This is a genomic window from Massilia eurypsychrophila, assembly GCF_002760655.1.
Taxonomy (GTDB): domain Bacteria; phylum Pseudomonadota; class Gammaproteobacteria; order Burkholderiales; family Burkholderiaceae_D; genus JAFCUW01.
On the sequence record NZ_PDOC01000009.1, the window covers coordinates 138,671 to 162,716 of the forward strand.

Below are 24,046 nucleotides of genomic sequence, written 5' to 3' on the forward strand. Positions count from 1 at the left end.
GGTCCTATGAACGAAACGGTTTTGCGTTACTGGTGGATGCCCGCACTGCGCGGCGTCATCGCCATTGCCTTCGGCGTACTTGCGCTCACGCTGCCCGGCATCACGCTGTTGTCGCTGGTGGCATTGTTCGCCGCCTACGCCCTGATCGGCGGCATCGTCTGGATCATCGGCGCCGTCAACAACCGCAAGGCGGACGACCACTGGTGGGTGCTGCTCATTGCCGGCCTGGCCGGTGTCGGCGCCGCCTTCATTGCGCTGGCCCATCCGGCGCTGACGGCGCTGGTGCTGGTGCTGCTGATCGGCGCCAACGCCCTCGTCTCCGGCGTGCTCGACCTTGTCATTGCCGTTCGCCTGCGGCGCCAGATCCACGGCGAATTGCTGATGGTGTTTAGCGGCATTGCCTCAATCCTCTTCGGCGTCGTCGTCTTCATGTATCCGCTCGGCGCCGGCGCCCTGGCGCTGGTCTGGCTGGTCGGGTTGTATGCCATCGCCACCGGCGTGCTGCTGCTGGCGCTGTCGATCCGGGTGCGCGCCTGGCGCCGCGGCGCCGTTCCGAACGAGGCGCCGCACCCTCCTGACCGCTTCCCCACTAACTCTTAAGGAGCCAACCATGGAAACAAGAACTGATGATGCCCGCTTGCTGAGGACAGCGTGCGCGCTGGTATTGCTGGCGGCCAGTGGCCTGGCCGGCGCCCAGGCCACGACCGAGCGCCGCGCCGGCGATGCACCGGCCGCCGCTACCGCCGACACGCGGCAGGAGTCGAGCGCCATTCGCCACGTCGCCGACGCGAACGCCGAGGTGCAAAAAATGCTGCAGGAGCCGCGCATGCGCGAGTTGCTGCAGCAGGCCAAGGGCGTGTTCCTGGTGCCGCGCTATGGCCGCGCCGCGCTCGGCGTGGGCGCCAGCGGCGGCACCGGCGTGTTGCTGGTCAAGCGCGCCGACGGCCAATGGAGCGACCCGGTGTTCTATAACATCGGCGGCATCAGCGCCGGCGCCCAGGTCGGCGCCGAGGCGGGCGCCATCGCGCTCGTTCTCAACAACGAGAAAGCGGTCAACCGGTTCATGCAAAAGAACCAGTTCTCGCTCAATGCCGGCGCCGGCCTGACCCTGGTCAACTGGTCGAAGATCGCGCAGGGGTCGTTGGGTGACGGCGACGTCGTCGTCTGGTCCGGCACCAGAGGCCTGTACGGCAGCCTGGTGTCGGTCGGCGTCAGCGACATTCGCCACAGCGAGAATCTGACCGGCGCCTACTACCGCCAGACGGCGACCGTCGCCGATGTGCTCGCCGGCAAACACAGCAACCCTCACTCGCAAACGCTGAAGCAGACCCTGGCGGGTGGATCGTCGGGGTCCTCGGTGGCGCCGACGCCGACGCCGCGCTATTAGCCATCAAACAATCCGGCCGTCGACCAGTTCGACGAGCCAGTCGCAGCGCCGCGCCAGCGCCATGTTGTGGGTGACGAACAGAAACGTCGTGCCGCGGTCGGCGCTGACGTGGCGCATCAGGTCGAACACGCTGTCGGCCGACTTCGTGTCGAGATTGCCGGTCGGTTCGTCCGCCAGCACCAGCGGCGGCTCGAGCGCCAGCGCCCGCGCGATCGCCACGCGCTGCTGCTGCCCGCCCGACAGGTTGCTGGCCATGTGGTCGCGCCACGGCGCCAGCCCGACCTGGCCGAGCAGCGCCAGCGCATGCTCGCGCATCGCCCGATCCGGGCTGCCGCGCGCCAGCAGTTCCGGCATCATCACGTTTTCCAGCGCAGTGAATGCCGGAATCAGGTAGTGATACTGGAAGATGAAGCCGATGCTTCTCCCGCGCAGCCGGGTCAATGCATTGTCGTCGAGGGTGGCGGTGTCGCGCCCGTTGATGCGCAGCACGCCGCCGGTGGGCCGGTCGAGCAGGCCAATGAGGTTGAGCAGCGTGCTCTTGCCCGAGCCGGACGGCCCGATCAGGGCGACAAATTCGCCGCGCGCCAGCTGCAGGTCGATGCCATGCAGTACCTCCGTCGCGGCCGGCGTGCCGGCGCCGTAGGTCTTGGTGATGCCTTCCAGTCTCAGCACGTCGTCAGCCACGGATCGCCTCCACCGGCAGCATGCGCGCCGCGCGCGTGGCCGGCGTGACGGCCGCCACCAGTCCGGTCAAGGTCGCCAGCAGCGCAGCCAGCAAGTACAGCTTGGCGTTGATATCGACCGGAAACAGCGGCGTGCCGTCCGGGCTGCGCGCGATCAGGCGCCAGCCGGCCGACAGCAGCGTCGCCAGCGCCGAGCCCGACAACGAACCGAGCAGCCCGACCATCGCGCCTTGCAGCAGGAACACGCGCATGATCTGCCCGCGCGAGCCGCCCATCGCGCGCAGGATGCCGATCTCCTTCGAGCGCTGCACCACCGACACCACCAGCACGCTGGCGATGCCGGCCGCCACCGACAGGCCGATGAACAGGCGGATCATGCCGATCGTGAAGCGCTGCGCATTGAGCGCGAGGAAGAACTCGTTGTTGGTGGCGATCCAGCTGAGCGCCTCGAGGCCGGTCTGGCCGGCGATCGACTGCGCCACCAGCTCGGCGTCGAACGGCTCCGGCACCGTCAGGTTGATGCTGGAGGCGCCGCCGGTGCGGTGCAGCAGGCTTTGCGCCGTCGACAGCACGACGAAGGTGGCGCGCTGGTTGGCGCTGCGGCTGCCGAGGTCGACGATGGCGCTGATGTTCAGCGTGGCCGTGCCGCCGACCGACGTGACCAGGCGCAGCTTGTCGCCGACGCCAACGCCCAGGTCGGTGGCCAGCTGCTTGCCGATCAGCACATCGGAACTCGTCATGCGGTAGCTGCCGGCAACAATCTTGTCCGGCAGCGGCACGATGCGCGCGTACTGCTCCGGCTCGATGCCGGTCAGCGAGATGGCCTGGCCGGTCTCGCCGCGCACCGCGAACGCCGGCCCGCTGACGGTGACGGCGACGGCGACGATGTCGCTGCGCACCAGCATCTCGTCGCGCACCTTCTGCCACTGGTCGATGTTGTCGGGGCGCTGCGGCGGCGTTTGCACGATCGCCAGCGGCGACTGGCCGGGCTCCGGCTCGCGCAATACCCGCGCCGCGTCTTTCGGGCGCTCGAGCACGATGTGCGGCTGCGCGCTGAGCACGCGCCGGATCAGGTTGCCCTGCATGCCTTCCAGCAGTGCCGACATGAACACGATCACCGCCACCCCGATCGCCGCGCCGATGATGATGAACACCGACTGCATGCGCCCTTCGCGCAAGAAGCGGATGGCGGCGATCCATTCGAACGGCATCGCCTCATCCTCCGGCCGCCGGCGCCGCGCTGTTGCCGGCCCGCCCAGCTGCGGCCGGCGCGCCGCGCATTCCGTTGGCGCCGTTGCTGCCGTTGCCGCCGTCGCCGCCGTTGCCGCCGTTCGCCGCCGCCACCGCGGTAACCGGGCGCACCCGCGTCCCTTCGGCCAGCGCCGCGCCGGCAGCCGGCGCCACCAGATCGCCCGGCTGCAGCCCGGCGACGATCTCGGTGTTGCCGCCGCCGCTGGCCCCCAGCTTCACCGGCTGGCGCCGCAGCCGCCCGCCGGCCACCTTCAGTACCCACGGCGAGCTGCCGGCCGTGTCGTGCAGCGTTTCGGTCGGCAGCACCACCGCGTTGGGGCGCCGCGCCACCTCGACGTCGACCGACACCGTCATGTCCTGGCGCAGGTAGGGTGGCGGGCGCGGCACGTCGAACTTCACTTCCAGCGAGCCGCGCTGCGGATCGACCGCCGGGTTGACATAGGCCAGCACGGCGCCGAAGCGGCGCGCCGGATACGCGTCCGCCGACGCCAGCGCCGCCTGGCCAAGGTGCAGCAGCGCGATGTTCTTCTCGTCGATCTGCACCACCAGCTGGGTGCGGCCGGCCGGCGACAGCACCATCAGCACCTTGCCCGGCTGGACCACGTCGCCGCGTTCGGCCGCGCGCGCGATCAGCACGCCGTCGGCCGGCGCCGTGATGGTGGTGTAGCCCAGCCGCGCCTCGACCAGCCGCAGCGCCGCGCGCGATTGCGCCAGCGCCGCCTGCGCCATCAGCAGGTCGCTGCCCTGGTCGCCCATGCTGCGCGCCTGGAGGCGCGCGCTGGCCGCCTCGCTGTCGGCCACCTGCAGGTTGCGCTCGGCCTCGTCGAGCGCCGCCTGGCCGACAAAGCCGCGCGCGAACAGCTCCTTGCTGCGGGCGAACTGGCGCCGCACCGTGAACAGGTTCGCGTCCGCCTGGCGCCGTGCCTGTTGCGCCACCGGCAGGCCGACGTCGCGCACCTGCTGCAGGCGCGCGCTGGCCTGGCCGACCGCGGCGCGCGCCTGTTCCACCGCGGCGGCCGCCTCGCCATGGTCGAGTTCGATCAGCACTTGGCCCGCCTTTACCGCCTGTCCCTCGGCCACGGGAATCGCCGCGACGGCGCCGGTGACCTGGCTGCCAATTTCGATGCGCAGCGGCGTTTCGACGCGCCCGCTCGCCACCACCGTTTGCAGCAGCTCGCGCCGCTCCACCGGATACACCTTCAGCTCGGCGCCGAACAGCAGCGCGCGCGCCGCGTATGCGGCGCCCAGCAGCGCTGCCACGGCCAGCGCCGCGGCCAGCCAATGTTGCTTCACCTTGCTCAGTGCATCGCGGATGGGCATCCCTCAGTGTGGCGGCGCGCCTCTGGATTTCCGTTGAGGTGTATCAAATTCGCCGGGCTGTCGCGTTGCCGGTTTTTGCCGCGCGGCTAGCGGGCGCTCGGCCTTGTTCATGAAAGCTAAACTGAAGCAGGTGCAGATCCGTCCTGCTGCGTTATGACACATTGCAGCGATCGAACAGCACCGCAGAAAATTAATGTCATCCTCTTTCGCGAGGATGACGTTAATGGAGGGGGTAAGGCGTTCTTGATCTTGTGATGACATTTCAACTTTTTCCAGGAGAACGACATGCGAATGAACCCAGTTCTGAAAACCCTGCTGAGCGTTGCGGCCGTCTCCGCCATGCTGGGCGCGGCGACTGTCGGCGCGCAGACCGCTCCGGCCACGGGCCAGATGCCGGCGGCAACCGGTGGCGCTGCCGCCACCACCGGCACCGCGCTCAGCAAAGCCGACCAGAAAATCCTGATGGATATGGCCGCCGGCAACATGGCGGAAATCGAAATTGCCAAGCTGGCCGACAGCAAGAGCCAGAACGACCAGGTCAAGACTTACGCCCGGCAAATGATCGACGACCACACCAAGGCGCTGACCGAGATCCAGCAGCTCGCCAGCACCAAGGCGGTGACCTTGCCGACCGCGCTCGACAAGAAGCACCAGGCCATGGCCGACAAGCTCGGCGCGCTGTCCGGCGATGCCTTCGACAAGGCCTACATGCGCCAGGCCGGTGTCGACGACCATAAAAAGATGCACGGCATGCTCAACTCCGCCCAGAAAAAGGCCAAGGACCCCGACATCAAGGCGCTGGCTGCCCGGCTCCAGCCAACCGTGGAGCAGCACCTGAAGGCGGCCCAGCAAATGAAGCCGGGCAAGGCCGCCGACACCAAAGGCAAGGCGCCGGCCGCCGCCGGCGCCAGCACGTCGTAAGCCATCCCCCGGCGCATTCTTCAGGGACAGGCCGCGCCCCGTCGGCCTGTCCCTGATGGCGGTCGGACCGCGCCGCGGCGCTGACCCGACACGCCAGCCGCGTCTCGTTGTTGCCTTGCGCCAATGTTTGCGTAATTGCTGGCAGACACGCAAATGTGTGAAATAATGATGCACACCGGCATCATCTTCACCGGTCGCGGCAGGGTGTTTGAACGGGGACTTCATTGCTTCAAATGTTGGTACTGGACGAGGAACTGGCGACGTGCGAGGCGCAACTGGCGACCTTGCAGGGATCGGCGCGCCTGGCGCCGCTGGTCAACGTCATCTGGCACCTGCGCCAGCGCGACCCGGCGCGTGCCCAGCGCCTAGCGCACGAAGCGGCGCCGCTTGCCGCCGCGCTGCCCGACGCCGAGCGCGCCCCGCTCGAAGCGCGCCTGGCGCTGGTGCGCGCCGAAGCGGTCTGGCTCGCCGGCGACCTTGACGGCGCGCGCGCGCTCGCCGCCGCTGTCCTGCACAGCTTCGAACAACACGCCGACTGGACCGGCTGCGCCGACGGCAACTGGCTGCGCGCCTGGATCGACGTCGACGCCGGCAACCTGGCCGACAGCGACACCGCGATCACGCTGGCGGCCGACTATGCGCGCCGCGCCGGCTGCGTCGTGCGGGTCGACATCTGCGACGCCGCCGCCGCGCTGTTCGCCGTGTTTCGCGACGTCCACGCCGCCGAGCTGCGCTGGGGCCAGCGCTTCGACCGCAACGCGCCCGGCGTCCACTCGGCCGCGCGCGGCTGGATCGACGACTACCTCGGCATCAGCGCCTTCCAGGCCAGCGATTTCGGCCGCGCCATCAGCCTGATGATGGGCAGCTTCGAAACCGCGCTGGCCACCGGCCAGGTGCGCCGCGCGGTCAACCTCGCCACCAATATCGGCAACGGCTTCACCAGCCTGAATGCCCACAACGCCGCGCTCGAATGGATGCAGCGCGGGCTCGACCTGGCGCGCCCGGGCGGCTGGCCGATGAGCGAGGGGCTGGCGCTGATGCAGACTGCCGAAACGCTGCGCCAGCTCGGCCAGCGCGATGCCGCCCAGCAGCTGCTGCACGAAGCGCTCGCTGCGCTGGCGCCACTGGCCAGCTCGCGCGCCTACGCCGTTGCCCTCGAATACCAGGGCGACCTGGCAATCGACTGCGGCGACTACGCCGCCGCCCTCGACAGCTTTGCTCGCCTCGAAGTGCGCGGCCAGGCACTGTGCCAGGCCGATTTCCACTGCGCCGCGCGGCGTGGCCAGGCCGATGCGCTGTCGCGCCTGGGCCGCCCGCAGGAAGCGCTGGCGATGGCCGAATCGTCGCTGGCGCTGGCGCACGAGCACCGCGACGCCTACAACCACATCGCCGCGCTGCGCGTGCTGGCCGAAATCCACGCACGCCATGCGCTGCCGGTGCCGGCGCCGCGCGATGCGCCCAACGCCGCGCTGCACTACTTGCAGCAGGTGCTCACGGTGGCCGCCACCATTGACGGCTACACCGTGCCGGCCGCGCTGCTCGACGCCGTCGCCCGCGAATACGCCGGTGCCGGCGACTACGCCGCCGCCTACCAGGCGTCGATGCGCGCCGGCGCCGCGCGCGAAACCACCCACGGCACCGAAGCGACCAACCGCGCCATCGCGATGCGCGTGCAATACCAGACCGAGCGCGCCCAGGCCGAAGGCGAGCACCATCGGCAACTGGCCGCCGCCGAAGCGCGCCGCGCCGAAGCGCTGCAGCAGATCAGCGCCACGCTCGAACACCTGTCGGCCATCGGCCAGGAGATCACCACCCACCTCGACGCCGCCGCCGTGTTCCGCGCGCTCGACCGCCACGTCCACGGCCTGCTCGACGCCATCCATTTTTCGGTGTTCCTGATCGACGCCGACGGCGTCGCCATGCGCTGCGCTTTCGGCATCGAGGCCGGCAAGCCGCTGCCGCCGATCTGCGTGGCGCTGTCCGACCCGAACGCCAATTCGGCCCGCTGCGTGCGCGAGCGGCGCGAAATCATGGTCGACGCCGACCCGCAAGCGTGCGCGCCGTTCCTGATCCCCGGCACCGAGCCGACCCTCTCCCAGCTGTTCGCGCCGCTGCAGGTGGGCGACCGCGTGCTCGGCGCGATGACGGTGCAGTCGCGGCAGCGCAACGCCTACGGCGAGCGCGATCGGCTGATCTTCCGCACCTTGTGTGCCTACGGCGCCATTGCCCTCGACAACGCCAACGCCTACCGCCAGGTGGCCGCCACCTTGCGAGCGCTCAGCGCCACTCAGGACCAGCTGCTGGAAAAAAACCTCGAACTCGAACAGGCCTACCAGGCGCTAGAGGAAGTGAGCCTGACCGACCAGTTGACCGGCCTGCGCAACCGCCGCTTCTTCCTGCAGCACGTCGACGCCGACGTCGCCATGAGCCTGCGCCGCCACGACGAACCGCTGCGCCAGGCCGAGCGCGATGCCGCGTCGGACAAGGACCTGGTGTTCTTCATGGTCGACCTCGACCACTTCAAGGAAGTCAACGATCGCCACGGCCATGCCGGCGGCGACGCGGTGCTGGTGCAGATGCAGGAGCGGCTGCGCGAAGTGTTTCGCGAGTCCGACTACTTGATCCGCTGGGGCGGCGAAGAATTCCTCGTGCTGGCGCGCGCCACCAACCGCGACGACGCCAAGGCGGTGGCCGAGCGGATCCGCCTGGCCGTGGCCGACCGCGAGTTCGTGCTGCCTGACGGCAGCCGCCTGTCGAAGACCTGTTCGATCGGCTTTGCCTGCTTCCCGTTCCTGCCAAGCCAGCCGCGCCTGCTTAGCTGGTCGGAAGTGGTGGAGCTGGCCGACCAGGGCCTGTACCTGGCCAAGCGCTCCGGGCGCAATGCGTGGGCCGCGGTGTACGGCACCGACAGCACCTGCGGCGAAGGCCTGTTCCCGCGCCTGATGCAGCACCTCGACCAGGCGCTGGCCGATGGCGAGGTCACGCTCGTCACCAGCCTGCAGCATCCGGTGCTGCCGGCCGGTCCCAAGAAGCGCCGCCTCGGCCTGGCCGCCGGCCAAGTCACTTCGTAGACTACGGCAGCTGCGCCATCAACGGCGCCAGCGCGGCGCAGTCGCCTGCCACCGCGGCGCGGTCGGCCGGCGGGCGGTTCTGGCTCAGCTTCCATTTGCCATCTAGCCGGTCGAGCGGAATCTCGATGCCGACGATCGCCTTCAACGTGCTGGCGAGGTAGTCGGCCGGCGCGTCGGCCACCGCCCACGGCGCCGCGCGCGGCGCTTCATGGCGCGCCGTCAGGCGTTCGAGCAGCGCCAGCAGCCATGCCGGGTCATCGATCGCACGCAGCAAGCCGTGCGCATGCACCACCGCGTAATTCCAGGTCGGCACCACCTTGCCGCTGACCGGCTTCTCCTGGTACAGCGACGGCGAGACGTAGGCCGACGGCCCCTGGAACACCACCAGCGCGCCGGCGCCGGCCTGGCGCCACAGCGGATTGGCGCGCGCGACGTGGGCGCGCAGCGTGCCGTGCGGCGCCGCGGCGCTCGGCGCGCCGATCTCGAACGGGATATGGTCGGCCACCAGGCCGTCCGCCGTCTGCATCACCAGGGTGCCCAGTGGATGCGCCTCGATCAGCGCGTGCAGCGTGTCGGTGCGGGTTTCTGCGAAATGGGAAGGTGAGTACATGGTCGCCGCCGTCAATGTGATGCTCGCTATCTTACCGCGATGTATACTTCACCGCATGAACCAGACCCGCTGCAGCTGGGCCAATATGGCCAACCCCCGTTATCTCGCCTACCACGACCACGAGTGGGGCGTGCCGTGCCACGACGAGAACACCCTGTTCGAGATGCTCAACCTGGAAGGCGCGCAGGCGGGCCTGAGCTGGGAGACGATCCTCAACAAGCGCGCCAACTACCGCGCCGCCTTCGACGGCTGGGACGCCGAAATCATCGCCCGCTACGACGCCGCCAAGGTCGCCGCGCTGCTGGCCGATGCAGGCATCGTGCGCAACCGCCTGAAGGTGGCGGCCACCATCACCAATGCCCAGGCCTACCTGCGCCTGCGCGACGAAGGCCTCACGCTCGACTGCTACCTGTGGGCGTTTGTCGATAACGCGCCGATCGTCAACCACTGGCCGAGCGGCGCGCGGCCGGCCAAGACCGAGCTGTCCGACCGCCTCTCGAAGGACCTGTTAAAACGCGGCTTCAAGTTCGTCGGCTCGACCATCGTGTATGCCTACATGCAGGGCATCGGCATGGTCGACGACCACGACGAGGCCTGCTTCAAGCGCGCGTCGCGCTGACGCGATGGACTTCGGGCCGCACTGGCGCGGACGCGAGCGATTCGTCATCTTCGATTCGCAGTGGGATCCGGACAGCTTTGCGCAATGGATCGCGCAATGGCACGCCGATCCGCAGCGGCCGGCGCGCCTGCACGTCATCGCGATCGGCGGCGGCGAACTGCCCGGCTTTCAACGCGTGCTGCAAAGCGATGCCGCCGTCACGCTAGACCTGCTGCACGTCCCGTTCGAAGCGGCGCTGGCCCGGCTGTCGGCGCGCATCGACGCGGTCCGTCTGCATGGCATCGAGGACGCCGCCTCCGCCCGTTCGCTGGCGCGGCTGCTGGCAGCCGATGCGATGCTCGATGCAGGCGGTTTGTCCGCCGCCCAGCAAGCGGCGCTGGCAGCAACCGGCTGGGTATTTGACGCGCAAGGGCAGGGCGCGCGCTTCGCCACCCGCAAGCCGATCGCGCCACGCCCGCCGGCGCCCGAACGGCGCGCCGTCGTCATCGGCGCCGGCCTCGCGGGCGCCGCCGCCTGCCAGCGTCTGTGCGCGCGCGGCTGGCACGTCACGCTGGTCGAGCGCCATCCGCACGCGGCGATGGAAGCGTCGGGCAACCTGGCCGGCATCACCATGCCGCTGCTGTCGAAAGACGACAACATCGCCTCGCGCCTGTCGCGCGCCGCATTCCTGTTCGCGCTCGATTACTGGCAAGCGCTGGGCGGCGTCGGCGGCGCGATTGAAGGCGCCGGCTGCGGCGTGCTGCACGTGGCCAAGGATGCCGCCCACGCGCAGCTGCAGCAGTCCATCGCCGACGCGCGCCGCCTGCCGCCGCACTATGCGCAGTGGTTCGACAAGGACGCCGCCGCCGCGCGCTTCGGCACTCTGGCCCCGCACGGCGCCTGGCTGTTTCCTCAGGGCGGCTGGATCCGGCCAGCGAGCGCCTGCCGGGCCATGCTGGACGCCTGCGGGCCGCGCCTGCGCCAGCTGTTCGGCGCCGGCAGCGTCACCATCGAGCGCGCCGGCGGCGAATGGCGCGTGATCGACGCCAGCGGCGCCGCCATCGCCCAGGCGCCCACCGTCATCCTGGCCAACGGCGCCGGCGCCGCCGAGCTGGCGCAGTCGTCATTTCTGCCGTTGGCACGGGTGCGCGGCCAGGTCACGCACCTGGCTGAAGACAACCGGGGGCAGACCCCGGAGACCCCGGACGCGGCGCTTGCCGAACTTGGCCTGGTGCTGTGCCGCGAAGCCTACGTCACGCCCGCTGCCGGCGGCGTGCGCAGCGTCGGCGCCACTTATGACGACGATTTCGATCCGTACCTGCGCGCAAGCAGTCAGCAGGAGAACCTGGCCAGGCTGCGCTCGATGCTGGACGACCCGGCGCTCGGCGTCGACGCGCCGTTGCGCGGCCGGGTGGGATTCCGCTCGGTGGCGCCGGACCGGCTGCCGCTGGTCGGCGCATTGCCCGATCCGGCCTGCATCCTCGGCGCCGAGCGTCTGCGCGAGCTGCCGCGCCAGGCCGGCCTGTACGCCTTGCTCGGCTACGCGTCGCGCGGGCTGACCTGGGCGCCGCTGGTGGCCGAACTGCTGGCGGCCGGCCTCGAAGGCGAGCCGCTGCCGCTGGAAACGAGCCTGGTTGCAGCGCTCGACCCGGGGCGCTTTCGGCTGCGCGGGCGCCGCGGCGCGCACTGACACGGAATACAACAGCCATCCGCTTCCTGAGCTATTCGTCAAGTCGCGCCGCCGAACCCGGGTATAATTGTCGTAGGGCAATATCCATGCCGCTGGAGGTTCCTTGACGATTGACGATACGCCTGGCTCGAACGAGCTGTTCCTGTTCCTTGCCTCGACCGCGCACGACATGAAAAATTCGATCAGCGTGCTGTCGGGCACGCTGGAATCGCTGCTGCATGACGCCACGCCGGCGATCGGGCCGGCCTATCCGCAGATGGCGCAGATGCTGTACCAGACCAAGCGCCTCAACGACAACCTGATGCAGCTGCTGGCGCTGTACAAGCAGGTCGGCAAGCCCGAGTATCCGTTCGACATGCAGCCGCTCGGCATCGGCCATTTGGTCGAGCAGGTCGTCTCGTCCGAGCGCGTGCTGCTCAAGTCGCGCGGTATCGAGCTGCGCACCGATTTCGACCCGCAGCTGATCTGGCACTTCGACGAAGACCTGATCATTGGCGTGCTGGGACACGCCATCAACAACGCCATCAACTACACCACCGACACCATCGGCCTGTCGGTCGCGGTGGTCGACGGCTGCCTCGAAATGCGCGTCGAAGACAACGGCCCCGGCTATCCGGACGCGATGCTCGAAGCGGGTATTTCGGCCATGAGCGGGGTCAGCTCTGGCGTCAATTTCCGGACCAACAGCAGCGGCCTCGGCCTGTATTTTTCCAGCAAAGTGGCGCAGATGCACAAGCACCGCGACCGCTGCGGCGCCGTGCGGCTGGAAAACGGCGGCGCCTACGGCGGCGGCTGTTTTGTGCTGACCTTGCCATGAGCGCGCGTTCGTCATTCGAACCGAGCGGGGCGTCCGACATCGCCAACGTCGACTGGGCCGAAAAAAACTACCTGGTGGTCGACGACTTCATCGGCATCCGCCAGCTGCTGCGCGAGAGCTTGCGCAACCTCGGCGCCAAGAACATCGACCAGGCTTCCAGCGGCGGCGAAGCGATGGCGCTGCTGGCGCGCATTCGCTACGACGTGGTGCTGTGCGACTACAACCTCGGCGAAGGCAAGAACGGCCAGCAGGTGCTGGAAGAGGCGCGCCTGCGCAACTTCTTGATGCCAAGCAGCGTGTGGATGATGGTGTCGGCCGAGAAAAGCGTCGAGTCGGTGATGGGCGCCGCCGAGCACCAGCCCGACGCCTACCTGATCAAGCCGATCACCGAGGGCGTGCTGCTGACCCGCCTCAATCGCGTCTGGCACAAGAAGCAGGTCTTCAAGATGATCGACCTGGCCTATGCCGAGAAGGACTACCTGCGCGCGGGCAAGCTGTGCGACGCCCAGATCGCCGTCGACAAGGTGCACCGCATCGAATTGCTGCGCATGAAGGCGTCGCTGATGCTCAAGAGCGGCGAGCCGGAAAAAGCGCGCGAGGCCTACGAGCAGGTCATGCAGGAACGCGAATATCAGTGGGCCAAGTCGGGGCTGGCCAAGATCCGCATGGCCAACGGCGAATACGAGCAGGCGCGCCAGATCTTCCAGGGCGTCATCGCCGACAACCGCTACTACATCGACGCTTACGACCAGCTGGCCAACGCTTATCAACTGATGGGGCAGCCTGAGGAAGCCTGCGGCATCCTCGAGCGCGCCGCCCGCATGTCGCCCAATTCGGTGCCGCGCCAGCGCAACCTCGGCCAGGTGTGCCTGAAGCTGGGCAACGTCGGCATGGCCGAGAAGGCTTTCCGCAAGTGCATCGCCATCGGCGAATATTCGGCCATGAAGTCGGCCGACGCCTACCTTGGTCTCGCGCGCGTGTGCGGCCAGAAAAACGACGTCAAGGAAGCGTTGCAGCTGTTGCTGGCGGTGCAGCGCGAGTTTGCCGACGACGATCACATCCAGCTGCGCGCCAAGATTACCGAAGGCATGGTGTACCACGAAAGCGGCGACTTCCGCCGCGCCCGCAAGGCCGGCGACGAGCTCGAGGAAATGCTCAACGCGGACGCCGGCCGGCCCGACACGCCGACCTGCCTCGAGATGGCCACCTTGCTGCTGGCGGTCGGCGTCAAGGAGTCGCCGGTCGAGCTGCTGTGCTACGTCGCGCGCAACAACCACGACAACACGCTGCTGCTCGACGAGGTACAGAAGATTTTCGAAAAGGCGCGCATGGGCGACGAGGGCATCGAACTGATCCGCTCGTCGAAGAAGGACGCGTCCGACCTGATGAACCAGGGCGTGCTGCTGTGGAAGACCGGCAAGTTGCCCGAAGCGGTAGGCTGGATGCGCCATGCGCGCGAGCAGTTGCCCAACAACCTGCGCATCCTGTTCAATGCCGCCCAGATCCTGCTGTCGCACATGCAGCAGCTCGGCTATGACGAGGCGCTGAGCGCAGAGGCCGCCGAAGTGCTGATGCACGTCGACAAAATTCAGCCGGGCCAGCAGCGTTTCGCCCAGCTGATGGAACAGCTGGCCAGGCTGGCGCCGCGCGTCGGCGAAGAAAGCGCCGACGAAGCGCCCGCCCCGGCCCAAACGTAAGCGCAAATTGCTGGGGTCAGGTCTGACATTCGGACATTCATGCGTGAATGTCCGAATGTCAGACCTGACCCCAGCGTTGCGACACCGCCAGGCCGTTCCCGGCGGTCATTGTTGACCTTCGCTAACGACTGGCGTTCGCCACAACGAGGCGAATTTTCGCTCACGGCGCGCTGGTGATAAACTGCAAACTCTGCGGCTCACCCCGCGCCCAGTCAGAAAGGCACAACGCATGCGCGACATCGCAATGGAAGTTTACGAAAAAATGAAGGTTGGCAGCACCGCATGGATCCGTCCGATCGCGGCCAAGGGCGACACCGTGGAAACGTTCCAGGGCGTCCACGAGCAAGCCCGGCAGATGGCCGATGAAGGACTGATTGCAATCTCCACCGTCAAGCGCCAGGAAGACGGCCTGATCGACGCGATCCGGATCCTGCGCCTGGCCTGAGGACCCGGCCCACCACCGCGCGCCCGGTCAGCCCTTCGCCGGCTTGCCCTTCGGCGCGCGTGCCTTGCCCTGTGCGCCGTTCGCGGCCGATTCATCCGGCGTCAAGTTTGGCGCTGACGGGTCCGGCTGAGGCGCCACCGTATTTCCCTTTCCCAGCGGCTCCGCCGGCATCGCGCTGCTGACCGCCTGCTGGAACTGTTCCTGCAACACATTCCACCACATCGCCGGATCGGGCATGAATGGCGAAGCCGCAGGCGCCGCCTTGGCCGCCTCGGGCGCAACGGCGGCGGCCGGCTGGCCGAAGAACGCCGATGCGAATGGCGACGCCGCCAGCACCGTTTTCTGGTCGGCGCCGGGCTGCTTCATCGCTTCGGCCATCGAGGCGCCCATCGATTTCAGCGTGGCCAGCGTGCCGCGCTGCACTTCCAGCGCCTGCACCGTGCCGCGCAGCATGGCGACATTGACATTCAGCCAGGACTCGACCGCTTTCAGGTCGGCAATTTTTTTGTCGAGGTCATCGAGCGACAGGGCCGGCGCGCCGAGTCCGGGAATGCTCATCCCCGGCAAGCTCATGCTGCCCCACAGGTTCTTGACGAAGTCCAGTGAGTCGGTCATGTTGCCGACACCGGGCATCTGAGGCATTTGAGGGTTCATGGCGCGTCTCCGTTAAAGTGAGGCTTTAGCGTATCAGATAACTAACACGCATTCAAAGAAAGTCGTGCGCGCGGCCATCGGGCAAGCCTGTCAGCGGAACGCCCTGCGAACACGTTAAACTACTCGGATGACCTTCGCTTCGACCATTCCCCGATATCGGCGTGCGCTGTCGCTGTTCGGTGCGTCGGTCTTGCTGCACCTGCTGGCGCTGTGGTCGATCCTGCCGCACATGCTGCAGCCCGCTGCGCATGAACCGCCGCCGGTGGTAACCATCGCGCGCCTGATCGCCGCGCCGCCGCCTCCGCCCAAACCTGCGCCGAAGACTGTGCCGAAGACCGCGCCGGCCGCGCCTGCCAAGGTGCTGGCGCGCGCCCGGCCAGCGCCGGCGCCGGCGCCCGCGGCGCTGGTCGACGTCGCCGTCCTGGCCAGCCAGCCGGCGATCAGCGACCAGGCTGGCGCCGCGCAACTGTTATCTGCCGTACAATCTGTCGTGATGGCAACAGTGGAGCCGCCCGCCGCGGTCGAGCCGGTAGCGCCGCTGCCGCCGCCGGCGCCGGGTTACCGGGTCGACCTGCCGCCGTCAGCCCGCATCCTGCTCGATGTGGCGCGCCGCGACGCCGACGGCACCCGCTGGAGCGGCGAAGCCGAGATGGCCTGGCAGCTCAAAGGCAACCGTTACAGTATGAAGGTCGAGGCCGGCATCAGCGTGGTCGTCACGCGCGTCAACCTGGTCGCGCTGCAAAGCGAAGGCAGCGTCGGCGAGACCGGCTTTGCACCGTCGCTGATGACCGAAAAGCGCCGCGGCCGGGCGCAGACGGCGACCCATTTCCGCGATGGCCACATCACGTTTTCCGCCTCGCAGCAAGCATTCGACCAGGCCGCCGGCGCCCAGGACAAGGCAACCATCCCGTTGCAGCTGGCCGCGATCGCCCGTGCCGACAGCGGCCAGCTGGCCGCCGGCATCGACATCCAGGTTGCCGAAGACAAGGACGCCAGCGTGTTCCACTTTGTCCTGCTGGGCCAGGAGCAGCTGCACACGCGGCTCGGCAAGATTGACGCCTGGCGCCTGTCGCGCCCGCCCAAGCCCGGCGCCTATGCATCGCGCCTGGACATCTGGCTGGCGCCAGCGCACGGCTGGCTGCCTGTACAGATAAGCAACATTGAAGCGAGCGGTGCGGTAACAACCCAGACGGTCAGCAAGATCGTCCTCACGGATCCAGGAACCTGAAATGCATAGTCAACTCAAACTGATTGCCTGCGGGGCCATGTTGGCCGCCGTTACCCTGGCCGGCGCGGCCGAGCACGTGGCGGTCAAGCGCCCGGTGGACGTGCCGCCTTCGGCCGATCTCAGCTATTCGATCAAGGCCAGCCAGAAGGGGTTTTCGCTGTCCGGCGACGCCACCATCAGCTGGCGCGTGACCGGCGCCAAGTACACCTTGCGCGCCGACACCCGCGCCGCTTTGTTCGGCAGCATCCTCGACAGCCGCAGCGAGGGCACCATCGACAGCTTCGGCGTCGCCCCCGGCAAGTTTGTCGAAAAACGCCTCCGCCGCGACCCGACCACCACGACATTCGACCGCGCCGCCAAGCGCATTTCCTTCACCGAAGGTAAGGAGACTTACCCGATAATCGGCGGCGAGCAAGACCGCAGCAGCATCACCTGGCAGTTGGTGGCGGTGGCGCGCGCCGCGCCGGAAAAATTCACCCCCGGCTCGCAGTGGGTCTTTTTCGTCGCCGGGCGCCGCGATGCCGAGCCCTGGACCTTCAAGGTAGTGGGCAAGGAAAACATCCGCACCGGCGTCGGCGCGCTCGAAACGGTACACCTGGTCAGGTTGCCGCCGCCCGACTCGAAGGAGCAGACGCTCGACATCTGGCTGGCGCCGGCGCAAGAGTGGTACCCGGCGCGCCTGCGCTTCACTGATGGCGAAGACGAATTCGTCGACCAGACGCTGGAAAAGATCGCCAGGAAGTAGCACCTGCGTGCGACAAAAATCGCTGACGGAAATATCGCGCCAGATTTTTTAACGTCATTCCCGCTGCGCGAGGATGACTTGTCGGGGATGTCACTTGACGTCCAGGCAACATTTTTCCGCCGGCCAGCGCAGCCGTAGCTGATATACTGACGCCCCGCGAGCAAGCTGGTGTCCACCACCAAGCGGTCGAACCTGGTACCCGGAGCGCAATGATCGAATTTACCGCAGGTGCGGCGCTGGCCGCAGAATCACTGACACTTGGGCAGGACGACGCCAGTTCGCTGCAGTCGCATTTCCACGCCGGCATTTCCGCCGACGAAATCGAGCAGGTCTTCCACCTCAAGCGCGCCCAGCCGACCTTGCAGGCGTTCACCGCGCTGTTCCACGGCGGCCAGGACGGCGTGCTCATTCGCCTGCTGGTGCTGCGCGAACTGGCCGCCGACAGCACCACGTCGGCCTTCTCGCGCGCCGACATCAACCAGAAGCTCGCCTACCTGATCCCCGAAAGCCTCGAAACAGTTCTCACGCGCCTGCGCTCGCACGGCCTGTTGGCGTGGGACGCCCAGGCCGCCGTCTACCGCGTCACGCCGATGGCGCGCAACGTGCTCTCGGCGCTCGACACCTTGCTCAACATGGGCCAGGCCGATGACGAAGCCGACATGGGCTTCCTGCTGTCGCAGGTGGCCGGCGCCCAGGCGGTCGGCGGCGTCACCGTCGACCAGCTCAAGCACCTGCTCGGGCGCCTGGTCGACCTCACCGAGGAATTCCGCGACGCCATCGCCTCCGGTTCCGAATTCCGCCTGCGCACCTCGCAGGCCAAGTGGCACATGGCCTGCGACTGGGTCGACAAGGGCTCGCAGATCCTGCGCGCCATCCTCGCCGACGACGCCGCCGATTCGGCCACCCACAAGGCGGCGCAGGCGATCGGCCGCGCCCAGAGCGCGCTGCTGAACATGCAGGGCATGTTCTCGCGCGCCCTCAACCAGATCGAACGCCAGCGCGTCCACCTCGGCCAGTCCGGCCTGTCGACCACCGATGTCAAGCGCTGGCTGCTGGCGCACGACGACCTGGCCAGCCTCGCACGCGGCGCCATCGACCGCCCGATCGTGCCGCTGTTCGGCACCCCGGCCGAGATGATCGACGTCGCCGAAACCGAGCTGCTGGCCGAGCGCAACGCCGTCGTCGGCCAGGCCGGCCTGCCGGTCGGCCAGGATGCGCCGCTCACCGTCAACGACGCGCCGGCCGTGCAGGCCGAACTCGATGACTGGCTGGCGCGCCTGTCCGACTTCGCCAACCTCGGTAACTTTCCCAGCTTTTCCGACGACGGCCCGAAGTCGGTGCCGATCCAGGATTCGCTGCTGCCGGCCAGCTTCGCCATCGCCTCCTACCGCGCCTCGATGCTGCCGCTGCTGGGCGACGCCGCCGAAGCGAGCCTGCAGGGCGCCACCGCGCAGCTGGCGCGCTTGCCGATCACCTTCGCGCCGACCGACGACATGGTTCAGCTAAGCGATCCGCACGTCGCGGCCATGTCGATCGCCACCCTCTCACTTGTCCTCGAAAGCGGCCCGGCCGATGAATGACGATTCCCAGATCCTGATTGCGCGCCTGCTGACCCACCAGACCCTGCGCCGCGACGACAAGATGGTCAAGCGCGTGCTGTCCGATGAACTGTTCCGCGCCGAAGTCGACAAGCGATTGCTCGAATCGGGCCTGAAGATGCTCGACAACGTCTACGCCGACCACGTCACCCTGGCGCTGCACCGCGCCGTCGAGCCGAAGATCTTCGGCGCCAAGGACATCTGGCAGAACAATAACTTCGGCCTCACGCGCGACGGCGTGGCGCTGCTGGTGGTGCTGTGGGCGCAGATCATCCTGCCCAAGCGCGAACGCCAGGAGACCCACCAGAACGCCGACGACGACCAGGACGACATGTTCGACAAGGACAAGCCGATGCCGCGCGCCGAAGACACCTCGATCGGCATCTCCTACACCGCGCTGCTGTCGGACTTCGGCGACAAGCTTGGCAAGAAGACCCGCATGGACATGAATCTGGGTTCCTTGTCGAAGCTGGGATTTATCGAGCGCCGCGGCGATCTGATACTTGAGGGGCCGCTGCTGGACCTGATGATGGACACCGACGTGCTCAAGGAGCGCATCATCAACGGCGCCCTGGCCGACGTCTTCAAGCGCGCGCCCATCACGGTCGCCGTGCCGCGCAAGAGCGTCGACGCTGTCGCTGCCGATGAACCGGTTGTTGACGCAGTTGTTGATACCGTCGCCGAAGCGCTCGCCGATCCCGTGCCCGAACTCGATGTCGACGCCGACGACGACACCACAATCTGAGAGAGCCCATGTTCCACATCAAATCGCTAGAGCTGGTCCACTGGGATTACTGGCAGCGCATCAAGAACATCCCGCTCGACGCCAAGATCATCACGATCGCCGGCCAGAACGGTTCGGGCAAGACCACCTTGCTCGACGCGCTGCGCACGCTGTTTGGCCTCGATTGCTCGATGGGCCGCACCTACAAGCACTACGCGCGCCACTCCGGCCAGCAGACCGCGTGGATCCGCGCCGTCGTCGACAACAAGACTGTCGGTCGCCAGCTGTCGAACCGTCCGTTCCGCAGCTCCGGCTTTTTCAGCGACGACGAAGTCACGCTGTTTTGCCAGATCCAGAAGAACGGCGGCGACTGGAAGCGCCAGTACCTTATGCGCCCGGGGAACATCCAGATCGAAGAAGTGACCGAGGCGAGCGACTGGCTCGGCGTCGAGAACTACCGCAAGCGCCTCGCCAATGCCGGCCTGTCGCCGGCGATGGCGAAAGTGCTGGCGCTCGAGCAGGGCGAAACCGACAAGCTGTGCGAGTACGCGCCGCGCCAGCTGCTCGACCTGGTGTTCCAGGTATTCGGCGACAAGGAAGTGCTCGATGCTTACGACGAAGCGAAGCGCCACCAGCGCGACACCGAGACGGAACTGAAGCGCTTCGAAACCGAGTTGGAGGCCTCGCGCACTAACCTCGAAGGCCTGCGCCTGCGCGTGGCCAACTATCACCAGTGGGAAGACCTGCACAAGGAACGCCGCAACCTGCTCGAGGAAGTGCTGCCTAGCCTCGAGTATCACGAGGCGCGCGAAAAGGCCGGCGCCGTCAGCCGCCAGTTGCGCGACGCCCGCAAACCGATGGCGCAGGCCGACTCGCAGCTGATCGAAAAGCGCAATGCGCTGGCCAACCAGGTGCGCGTGCTGACCGACGCCCAGGAACAGGAAACGCTGCTCGAACAGGAAGCGACCGTGCTCGCCTCGCGCCTGGCGCAGGTCAACGGCAAGCTCAAACCGCTCGACAGCCTGCTCGAACAAAAGGAACGCCTGCAAAAGCTGGCCGCCGATTCGGGCGCCGACATCGCCGAAGTCTCCGCTCAGCTCGAAGGCAAGGAAGCCGAACTGGCGAAGCAGAAGCAGGCGCGCGACACGCTGTCGGCGCGCATTGCCGGCGACCACACCACCATCTCCGCCCTGCAGGGCAAGAGCGCGATGCCGGAGCCCGAAGCGGTGCGCGGCATGCGCCGTGCGCTGCGCGACGCCAACATTCCCCACGCGATGCTGTCCGATATCGTCGAAGTGACGGATGCGAAGTGGCAGGGCGCGGTCGAAGGCGTCCTCGGTGGCTACGCGTCCGTCGTGCTGCTCGAACGCGCCAAGGACGCCACCGCCGCCTACAAGCTGGCCGAAAAAGAGCGTTATCGCCACTTCATCGTGCCCGAGTGTGTCGCCGCACCAGTCAGCAAGGACGACAGCCTGCTGTCGGTGGTGCGCTTTTCGGCGCCGGCGCCGTCGTGGCTGATCGACCAGCTGGCCCGCATCGACCGCGTCGATTCGGTCGAAGCCGGCGCCAACCTGGCGTCGGATGAATGGATCACGCCGGACGCGTATCACCGCGAACGCCGCGGCGGCCGCTCGTTGTTCGTCGAAGCGTCGCGCTACCGCTTCGGTCAGGCCGGTCGCACCGGCCGCCTCGAAGCGCTGCAACGCTCGCTGCCGGCACTCGAAGCGCAGGAAGACACGCTGACCCTGGCTATCAGCAAGCTGGCCGCCGAAGTCGGCGCGCTCAAGGCGCGCATCGCCGGCGTCGACGCCGCCAAGGAACTGACCGCGCGCCAGGCCGAATTCGACGAAGCGGTGCGCAGCAGCGCGCCGCTCAAGGCCGAGCGCCTCGAAGTCGGCTCGCGCCTGGGCGAATTGCAGGGGCTGACGAAGGCCGCAACCGTCGCGCGCACCCGCGCCGACACCGTGTGGCAAAACGCCCGCCTGGCCTTGTCGGAGGCCGAAGCCGGCCTGCGCCTGGGCCACAAGCGCCAGATCGAGCAGCGCGCCGAACACGCCAGGAACCTCGTCGATCTGCGCCGCAGCTGGCGCCATTTGCCGCAAGGCTGGCGCCGTCCGGCGCGTCGCGCGTCGCTGGTGGCCGAACACCAGAACAGTCACCAGGTCGACCTGCGCGTGTCGTCGCTGCAGCACAGCCTCGCGCGCGACGACTGGGAACTTGACGCCACCGTCATCGACCAGCATCACCGTCTCAACGACCAGCTGCAAGGCCGCCAGAGCGAAACCGACGAGCGGCGCTACCAGAACAATCGCGCGATCGAAGCGACCGGCAATGCGCGCGGCGCCTACATCGAGCGCCTGCGCTACACCATCAAGACGTATAGCAAGAACATCAAGGAGTTGGGTGAGCTGGCCGGCATCGACGTGCATGCCGATCCGGTGCGGCTCGAAAACGACGACGTGCAGTTGTCGCAGGCCGGCCTGCACGTGCGCTTCAAGTTCGACGGCAAGGACCAGATCGGGATGAACGACGGCGAAGCGTCCGGCGGCCAGCAGGTGATGAAGTCGCTGGTGCTGCTGATCGGATTGCTCAAGTCCGAAGACGGTTCCGGCGGCTTCGTCTTCATCGACGAGCCGTTCGCCCACCTCGACATCCGCAACATCCAGCTGGTCGGCGAATTCCTCAAGAACACCGAGGCGCAGTACCTGATGACGACGCCGCTGACGCACAACACCGACGTCTACGACCCGTCCGAGCTTACCCTCATCACCAGCAAGAAGAAGAAAGACATGCCGTGGGCGCAGCCGATCTTCGTCCTGCAGCGGCGCGTCACTCCCGCCGCTGCTTGATGCTACGGCGTTAGCAAGGCGGCAGCGCAATCTGGGTCTGACCCAATCGGGTCAGGCCCCAGGACCCAGCTCAAGATAGCCGCGGTATTCGGCCAGCAGCCCTACCACCGGCAAGTGCGCACTGACCGAAAAATGCAGCCTGCCGTCCGCGCCCGATTCGTGCGCCGATACTTTCGGCATCAGGAACCGCGGCGACGGCACCCCCAAAACGGTGACCGATTGCAGCAGCATGCTTAGCTGCCCCTCGCTCGTCTTCAGCCTGAAGTAAAACCTGATCGGCCCGAAGCGTTCGATCAGCATGCCGGGCGCGGCCTGCATCCGCGACACCATCGACCTGTCCGGAAAGTGCCGCCGCCACGTCTCCTGCCGCGGGTTGGCATCGAGCTCGAACTTGAAGGGCGTCTCCGCCGCCGTCTTCGGCAGCGCGAACAGCGCGCTGACCAGGCGGCCGGCATGGCTGTCAGGTCCCTGTACGCTGAACCTCCCGGTCAGCAGGGCCCGTCCGGCCATGCTGTGAAAGCGCTGCAGTTCCGCCGCCAGCAAATTGAAGTCGGCGCCCATCACCTGGCGGTATACCGATTGCGCGGAAGTCGTCATCATATGGTCTCCATCGTGATGGCCAATCCCTTGGCCGCGTCGAGAAAATCCTGCACCGTCAGCAGTCCCACGCATGGGGTGGCGCCGCGAAACGCCAGCTCGCCGCGCGCCAGCTTGGCCACCAGCGCGGCGCTGGCCAGGGTCGGAACGAAGGGGCCGTCGCCGTCGAGCGCGACCAGCGTCCAGCAGCGCCGCAGCTGCCGGCCGTCGGCTACGCCAGTCACTTCGACGTGCATTGCGCCGGCATCGGTGCCGAAGCGGATGAACAGGTCGCTGGCCGCCTTCAATTGCGCGCTGTAGCGCGACCAGTCGCGCACCAGGCCGGCCCGCCGCATGGCGGCCATCATCCACGCGCCGAAATGCAGCAGGCGCAGTTCGGTGCCGGCGCGGAAGCTGACGGTATCAACGCCCGGATACCGCGCCGGCATCAGCTGCAGGTCGGGCACATCGCAATGCGCCAGCCAGCGCACGCCAACCGGCGCCGGATAGACGTGGCGGCGCAATCCCTGCCAGCCGAATACGCTCTGCCAGCGGCCGTCGCGCCAGTTCGGAATCGCCGCGCCGGTGTAGCCGAGGATTGCCGTCACCGTCGCCAGGCCCCGCTCGGTGCGGTTGCCCGGATTGATGCCGATGTCGATCGCGTGCACCTGCGTGAACTCGCGCGCCAGTGCGTCAGTCACGGCGCTCGACAACGCCGGCACCGAACTTGCGCCGCTGATCACGCACACGCCGGCTGCGCGGGCATCGGCGTCGAGCGCGCTGATCCCGCACACGAACTCGCGCCCGTCGGACAAGTCGATGTAGTGGGCGCCGGCCTCGATGCACGCGCGCGCGACGCCATAACCTTGGCCCTGGAACGGGCCGCTCGCATGCACCATCACCGCCGCGCCGCTGTTGCGGATATGCCCGGCCAGGCCGGGCGCCAGGACGTCGATGCGCTGTGCATGAAACCGCGCGCTGCCGGTCTGCCGGTTCAGCGATGCCGACAGCGCTTCGGCCGCGGCCAGGTCGCGCCCGCAGATGGTCAGGTCGATCAGCGGGTCGAGAGCGAGGCGGGCGGCGAGACGTTTGCCGAAGAAGCCGTAGCCGCCTAGCAGCAGCACGCGGCACGGCGCGCCTGGAGGGGTGGGGGATGGATGGTTATCTGTCGCGATCACGCGA

Annotated in this window: 21 protein-coding genes; 14 read left to right on the plus strand and 7 right to left on the minus strand. The window is 67.7% G+C overall.

Going from position 1 to position 24,046, the window contains the following annotated elements:
* Positions 1–6 precede the first annotated feature (6 nt).
* Both CR105_RS15780 and CR105_RS15785 read left to right on the plus strand, forming a co-directional pair.
* Complete coding sequence (locus CR105_RS15780; protein ID WP_099789839.1) at positions 7–600, plus strand: HdeD family acid-resistance protein; 594 nt, start codon at positions 7–9, stop codon at positions 598–600.
* 10 nt (positions 601–610) lie between these two features.
* Entirely contained in the window at positions 611–1,387 is a 777-nt protein-coding gene (locus CR105_RS15785; protein WP_180288211.1) for a lipid-binding SYLF domain-containing protein, read from the plus strand.
* A 3-nt stretch (positions 1,388–1,390) separates the two neighbouring features.
* Here the strand turns inward: CR105_RS15785 and CR105_RS15790 are convergent, their stop codons facing one another.
* The 3 genes from CR105_RS15790 to CR105_RS15800 are packed head-to-tail and all read right to left on the minus strand — an operon-like array spanning position 1,391 to position 4,614.
* The gene (locus CR105_RS15790; protein WP_099789843.1) at positions 1,391–2,071 is read right to left on the minus strand and encodes an ABC transporter ATP-binding protein; all 681 of its coding nucleotides are present in this window, start codon (positions 2,069–2,071) and stop codon (positions 1,391–1,393) included.
* Positions 2,064–3,281 carry an FtsX-like permease family protein gene (locus tag CR105_RS15795; RefSeq protein WP_099789845.1) on the minus strand — a complete coding sequence of 406 codons (1,218 nt, stop codon included), beginning with the start codon at positions 3,279–3,281 and terminating at the stop codon, positions 2,064–2,066. The genes CR105_RS15790 and CR105_RS15795 overlap by 8 nt, the downstream gene beginning before the upstream one ends.
* A gap of 4 nt (positions 3,282–3,285) precedes the next feature.
* Positions 3,286–4,614, minus strand: coding sequence for an efflux RND transporter periplasmic adaptor subunit (locus CR105_RS15800; protein ID WP_229413959.1), 1,329 nt, complete (start codon positions 4,612–4,614; stop codon positions 3,286–3,288).
* Between the two features lie 312 nt (positions 4,615–4,926).
* Between CR105_RS15800 and CR105_RS15805 the strand changes: the two genes are divergently transcribed.
* Both CR105_RS15805 and CR105_RS15810 read left to right on the plus strand, forming a co-directional pair.
* Positions 4,927–5,562, plus strand: coding sequence for a DUF4142 domain-containing protein (locus CR105_RS15805; protein WP_099789849.1), 636 nt, complete (start codon positions 4,927–4,929; stop codon positions 5,560–5,562).
* 233 nt (positions 5,563–5,795) lie between these two features.
* Positions 5,796–8,633: a sensor domain-containing diguanylate cyclase gene (locus CR105_RS15810; protein WP_099789851.1), complete on the plus strand. Its 2,838-nt coding sequence runs from the start codon at positions 5,796–5,798 to the stop codon at positions 8,631–8,633.
* Position 8,634: 1 nt separating this feature from the next.
* Here CR105_RS15810 and CR105_RS15815 read toward each other — a convergent pair whose 3' ends face one another.
* Positions 8,635–9,243, minus strand: a complete 609-nt coding sequence (locus tag CR105_RS15815) for an FMN-binding negative transcriptional regulator (protein ID WP_099789853.1) — start codon at positions 9,241–9,243, stop codon at positions 8,635–8,637.
* 55 nt (positions 9,244–9,298) lie between these two features.
* Here CR105_RS15815 and CR105_RS15820 point away from each other — a divergent pair, with 55 nt between their 5' ends.
* The 5 genes from CR105_RS15820 (at position 9,299) to CR105_RS15840 (ending at position 14,490) form a co-directional block, all read left to right on the plus strand.
* Positions 9,299–9,862 (plus strand): DNA-3-methyladenine glycosylase I, encoded by a 564-nt coding sequence (locus CR105_RS15820; protein WP_099789855.1) that lies wholly within the window; start codon positions 9,299–9,301, stop codon positions 9,860–9,862.
* 4 nt (positions 9,863–9,866) lie between these two features.
* On the plus strand, positions 9,867–11,531 hold the full coding sequence (mnmC1, locus tag CR105_RS15825) for an FAD-dependent 5-carboxymethylaminomethyl-2-thiouridine(34) oxidoreductase MnmC1 (protein ID WP_099789857.1): 1,665 nt from the start codon (positions 9,867–9,869) through the stop codon (positions 11,529–11,531).
* Positions 11,532–11,700: 169 nt separating this feature from the next.
* Positions 11,701–12,348, plus strand: coding sequence for a sensor histidine kinase (locus CR105_RS15830; RefSeq protein ID WP_099789936.1), 648 nt, complete (start codon positions 11,701–11,703; stop codon positions 12,346–12,348).
* Entirely contained in the window at positions 12,345–14,045 is a 1,701-nt protein-coding gene (locus tag CR105_RS15835; RefSeq protein WP_099789859.1) for a tetratricopeptide repeat-containing response regulator, read from the plus strand. Before CR105_RS15830 ends, CR105_RS15835 begins: the two co-directional genes overlap by 4 nt.
* A 229-nt stretch (positions 14,046–14,274) precedes the next feature.
* Complete coding sequence (locus tag CR105_RS15840) at positions 14,275–14,490, plus strand: hypothetical protein (protein ID WP_099789861.1); 216 nt, start codon at positions 14,275–14,277, stop codon at positions 14,488–14,490.
* A 27-nt stretch (positions 14,491–14,517) separates the two neighbouring features.
* On the opposite strand, the gene CR105_RS15845 is transcribed toward CR105_RS15840, so the two are convergent.
* The gene (locus CR105_RS15845; protein ID WP_229413960.1) at positions 14,518–15,144 is read right to left on the minus strand and encodes a PhaM family polyhydroxyalkanoate granule multifunctional regulatory protein; all 627 of its coding nucleotides are present in this window, start codon (positions 15,142–15,144) and stop codon (positions 14,518–14,520) included.
* Positions 15,145–15,271: 127 nt separating this feature from the next.
* Between CR105_RS15845 and CR105_RS15850 the strand changes: the two genes are divergently transcribed.
* From CR105_RS15850 to CR105_RS15870, 5 genes are all read left to right on the plus strand, one after another.
* A complete protein-coding gene (locus CR105_RS15850; protein WP_099789865.1) occupies positions 15,272–16,372 on the plus strand; it encodes a DUF3108 domain-containing protein in 1,101 nt (366 codons plus the stop codon).
* Between the two features lies 1 nt (position 16,373).
* Positions 16,374–17,117: a DUF3108 domain-containing protein gene (locus CR105_RS15855; protein WP_099789867.1), complete on the plus strand. Its 744-nt coding sequence runs from the start codon at positions 16,374–16,376 to the stop codon at positions 17,115–17,117.
* 209 nt (positions 17,118–17,326) lie between these two features.
* Positions 17,327–18,697, plus strand: a complete 1,371-nt coding sequence (locus tag CR105_RS15860) for a hypothetical protein (protein ID WP_180288212.1) — start codon at positions 17,327–17,329, stop codon at positions 18,695–18,697.
* Positions 18,690–19,460 carry a hypothetical protein gene (locus tag CR105_RS15865; protein WP_099789869.1) on the plus strand — a complete coding sequence of 257 codons (771 nt, stop codon included), beginning with the start codon at positions 18,690–18,692 and terminating at the stop codon, positions 19,458–19,460. Before CR105_RS15860 ends, CR105_RS15865 begins: the two co-directional genes overlap by 8 nt.
* Positions 19,461–19,468: 8 nt before the next feature.
* Positions 19,469–22,288: an ATP-binding protein gene (locus tag CR105_RS15870; RefSeq protein WP_099789871.1), complete on the plus strand. Its 2,820-nt coding sequence runs from the start codon at positions 19,469–19,471 to the stop codon at positions 22,286–22,288.
* 51 nt (positions 22,289–22,339) lie between these two features.
* Here CR105_RS15870 and CR105_RS15875 read toward each other — a convergent pair whose 3' ends face one another.
* Both CR105_RS15875 and CR105_RS15880 read right to left on the minus strand, forming a co-directional pair.
* Positions 22,340–22,888, minus strand: coding sequence for a DUF4166 domain-containing protein (locus tag CR105_RS15875; protein ID WP_180288213.1), 549 nt, complete (start codon positions 22,886–22,888; stop codon positions 22,340–22,342).
* Entirely contained in the window at positions 22,885–24,042 is a 1,158-nt protein-coding gene (locus CR105_RS15880) for a saccharopine dehydrogenase family protein (protein ID WP_229413961.1), read from the minus strand. Before CR105_RS15880 ends, CR105_RS15875 begins: the two co-directional genes overlap by 4 nt.
* Between the last annotated feature and the right edge of the window lie 4 nt (positions 24,043–24,046).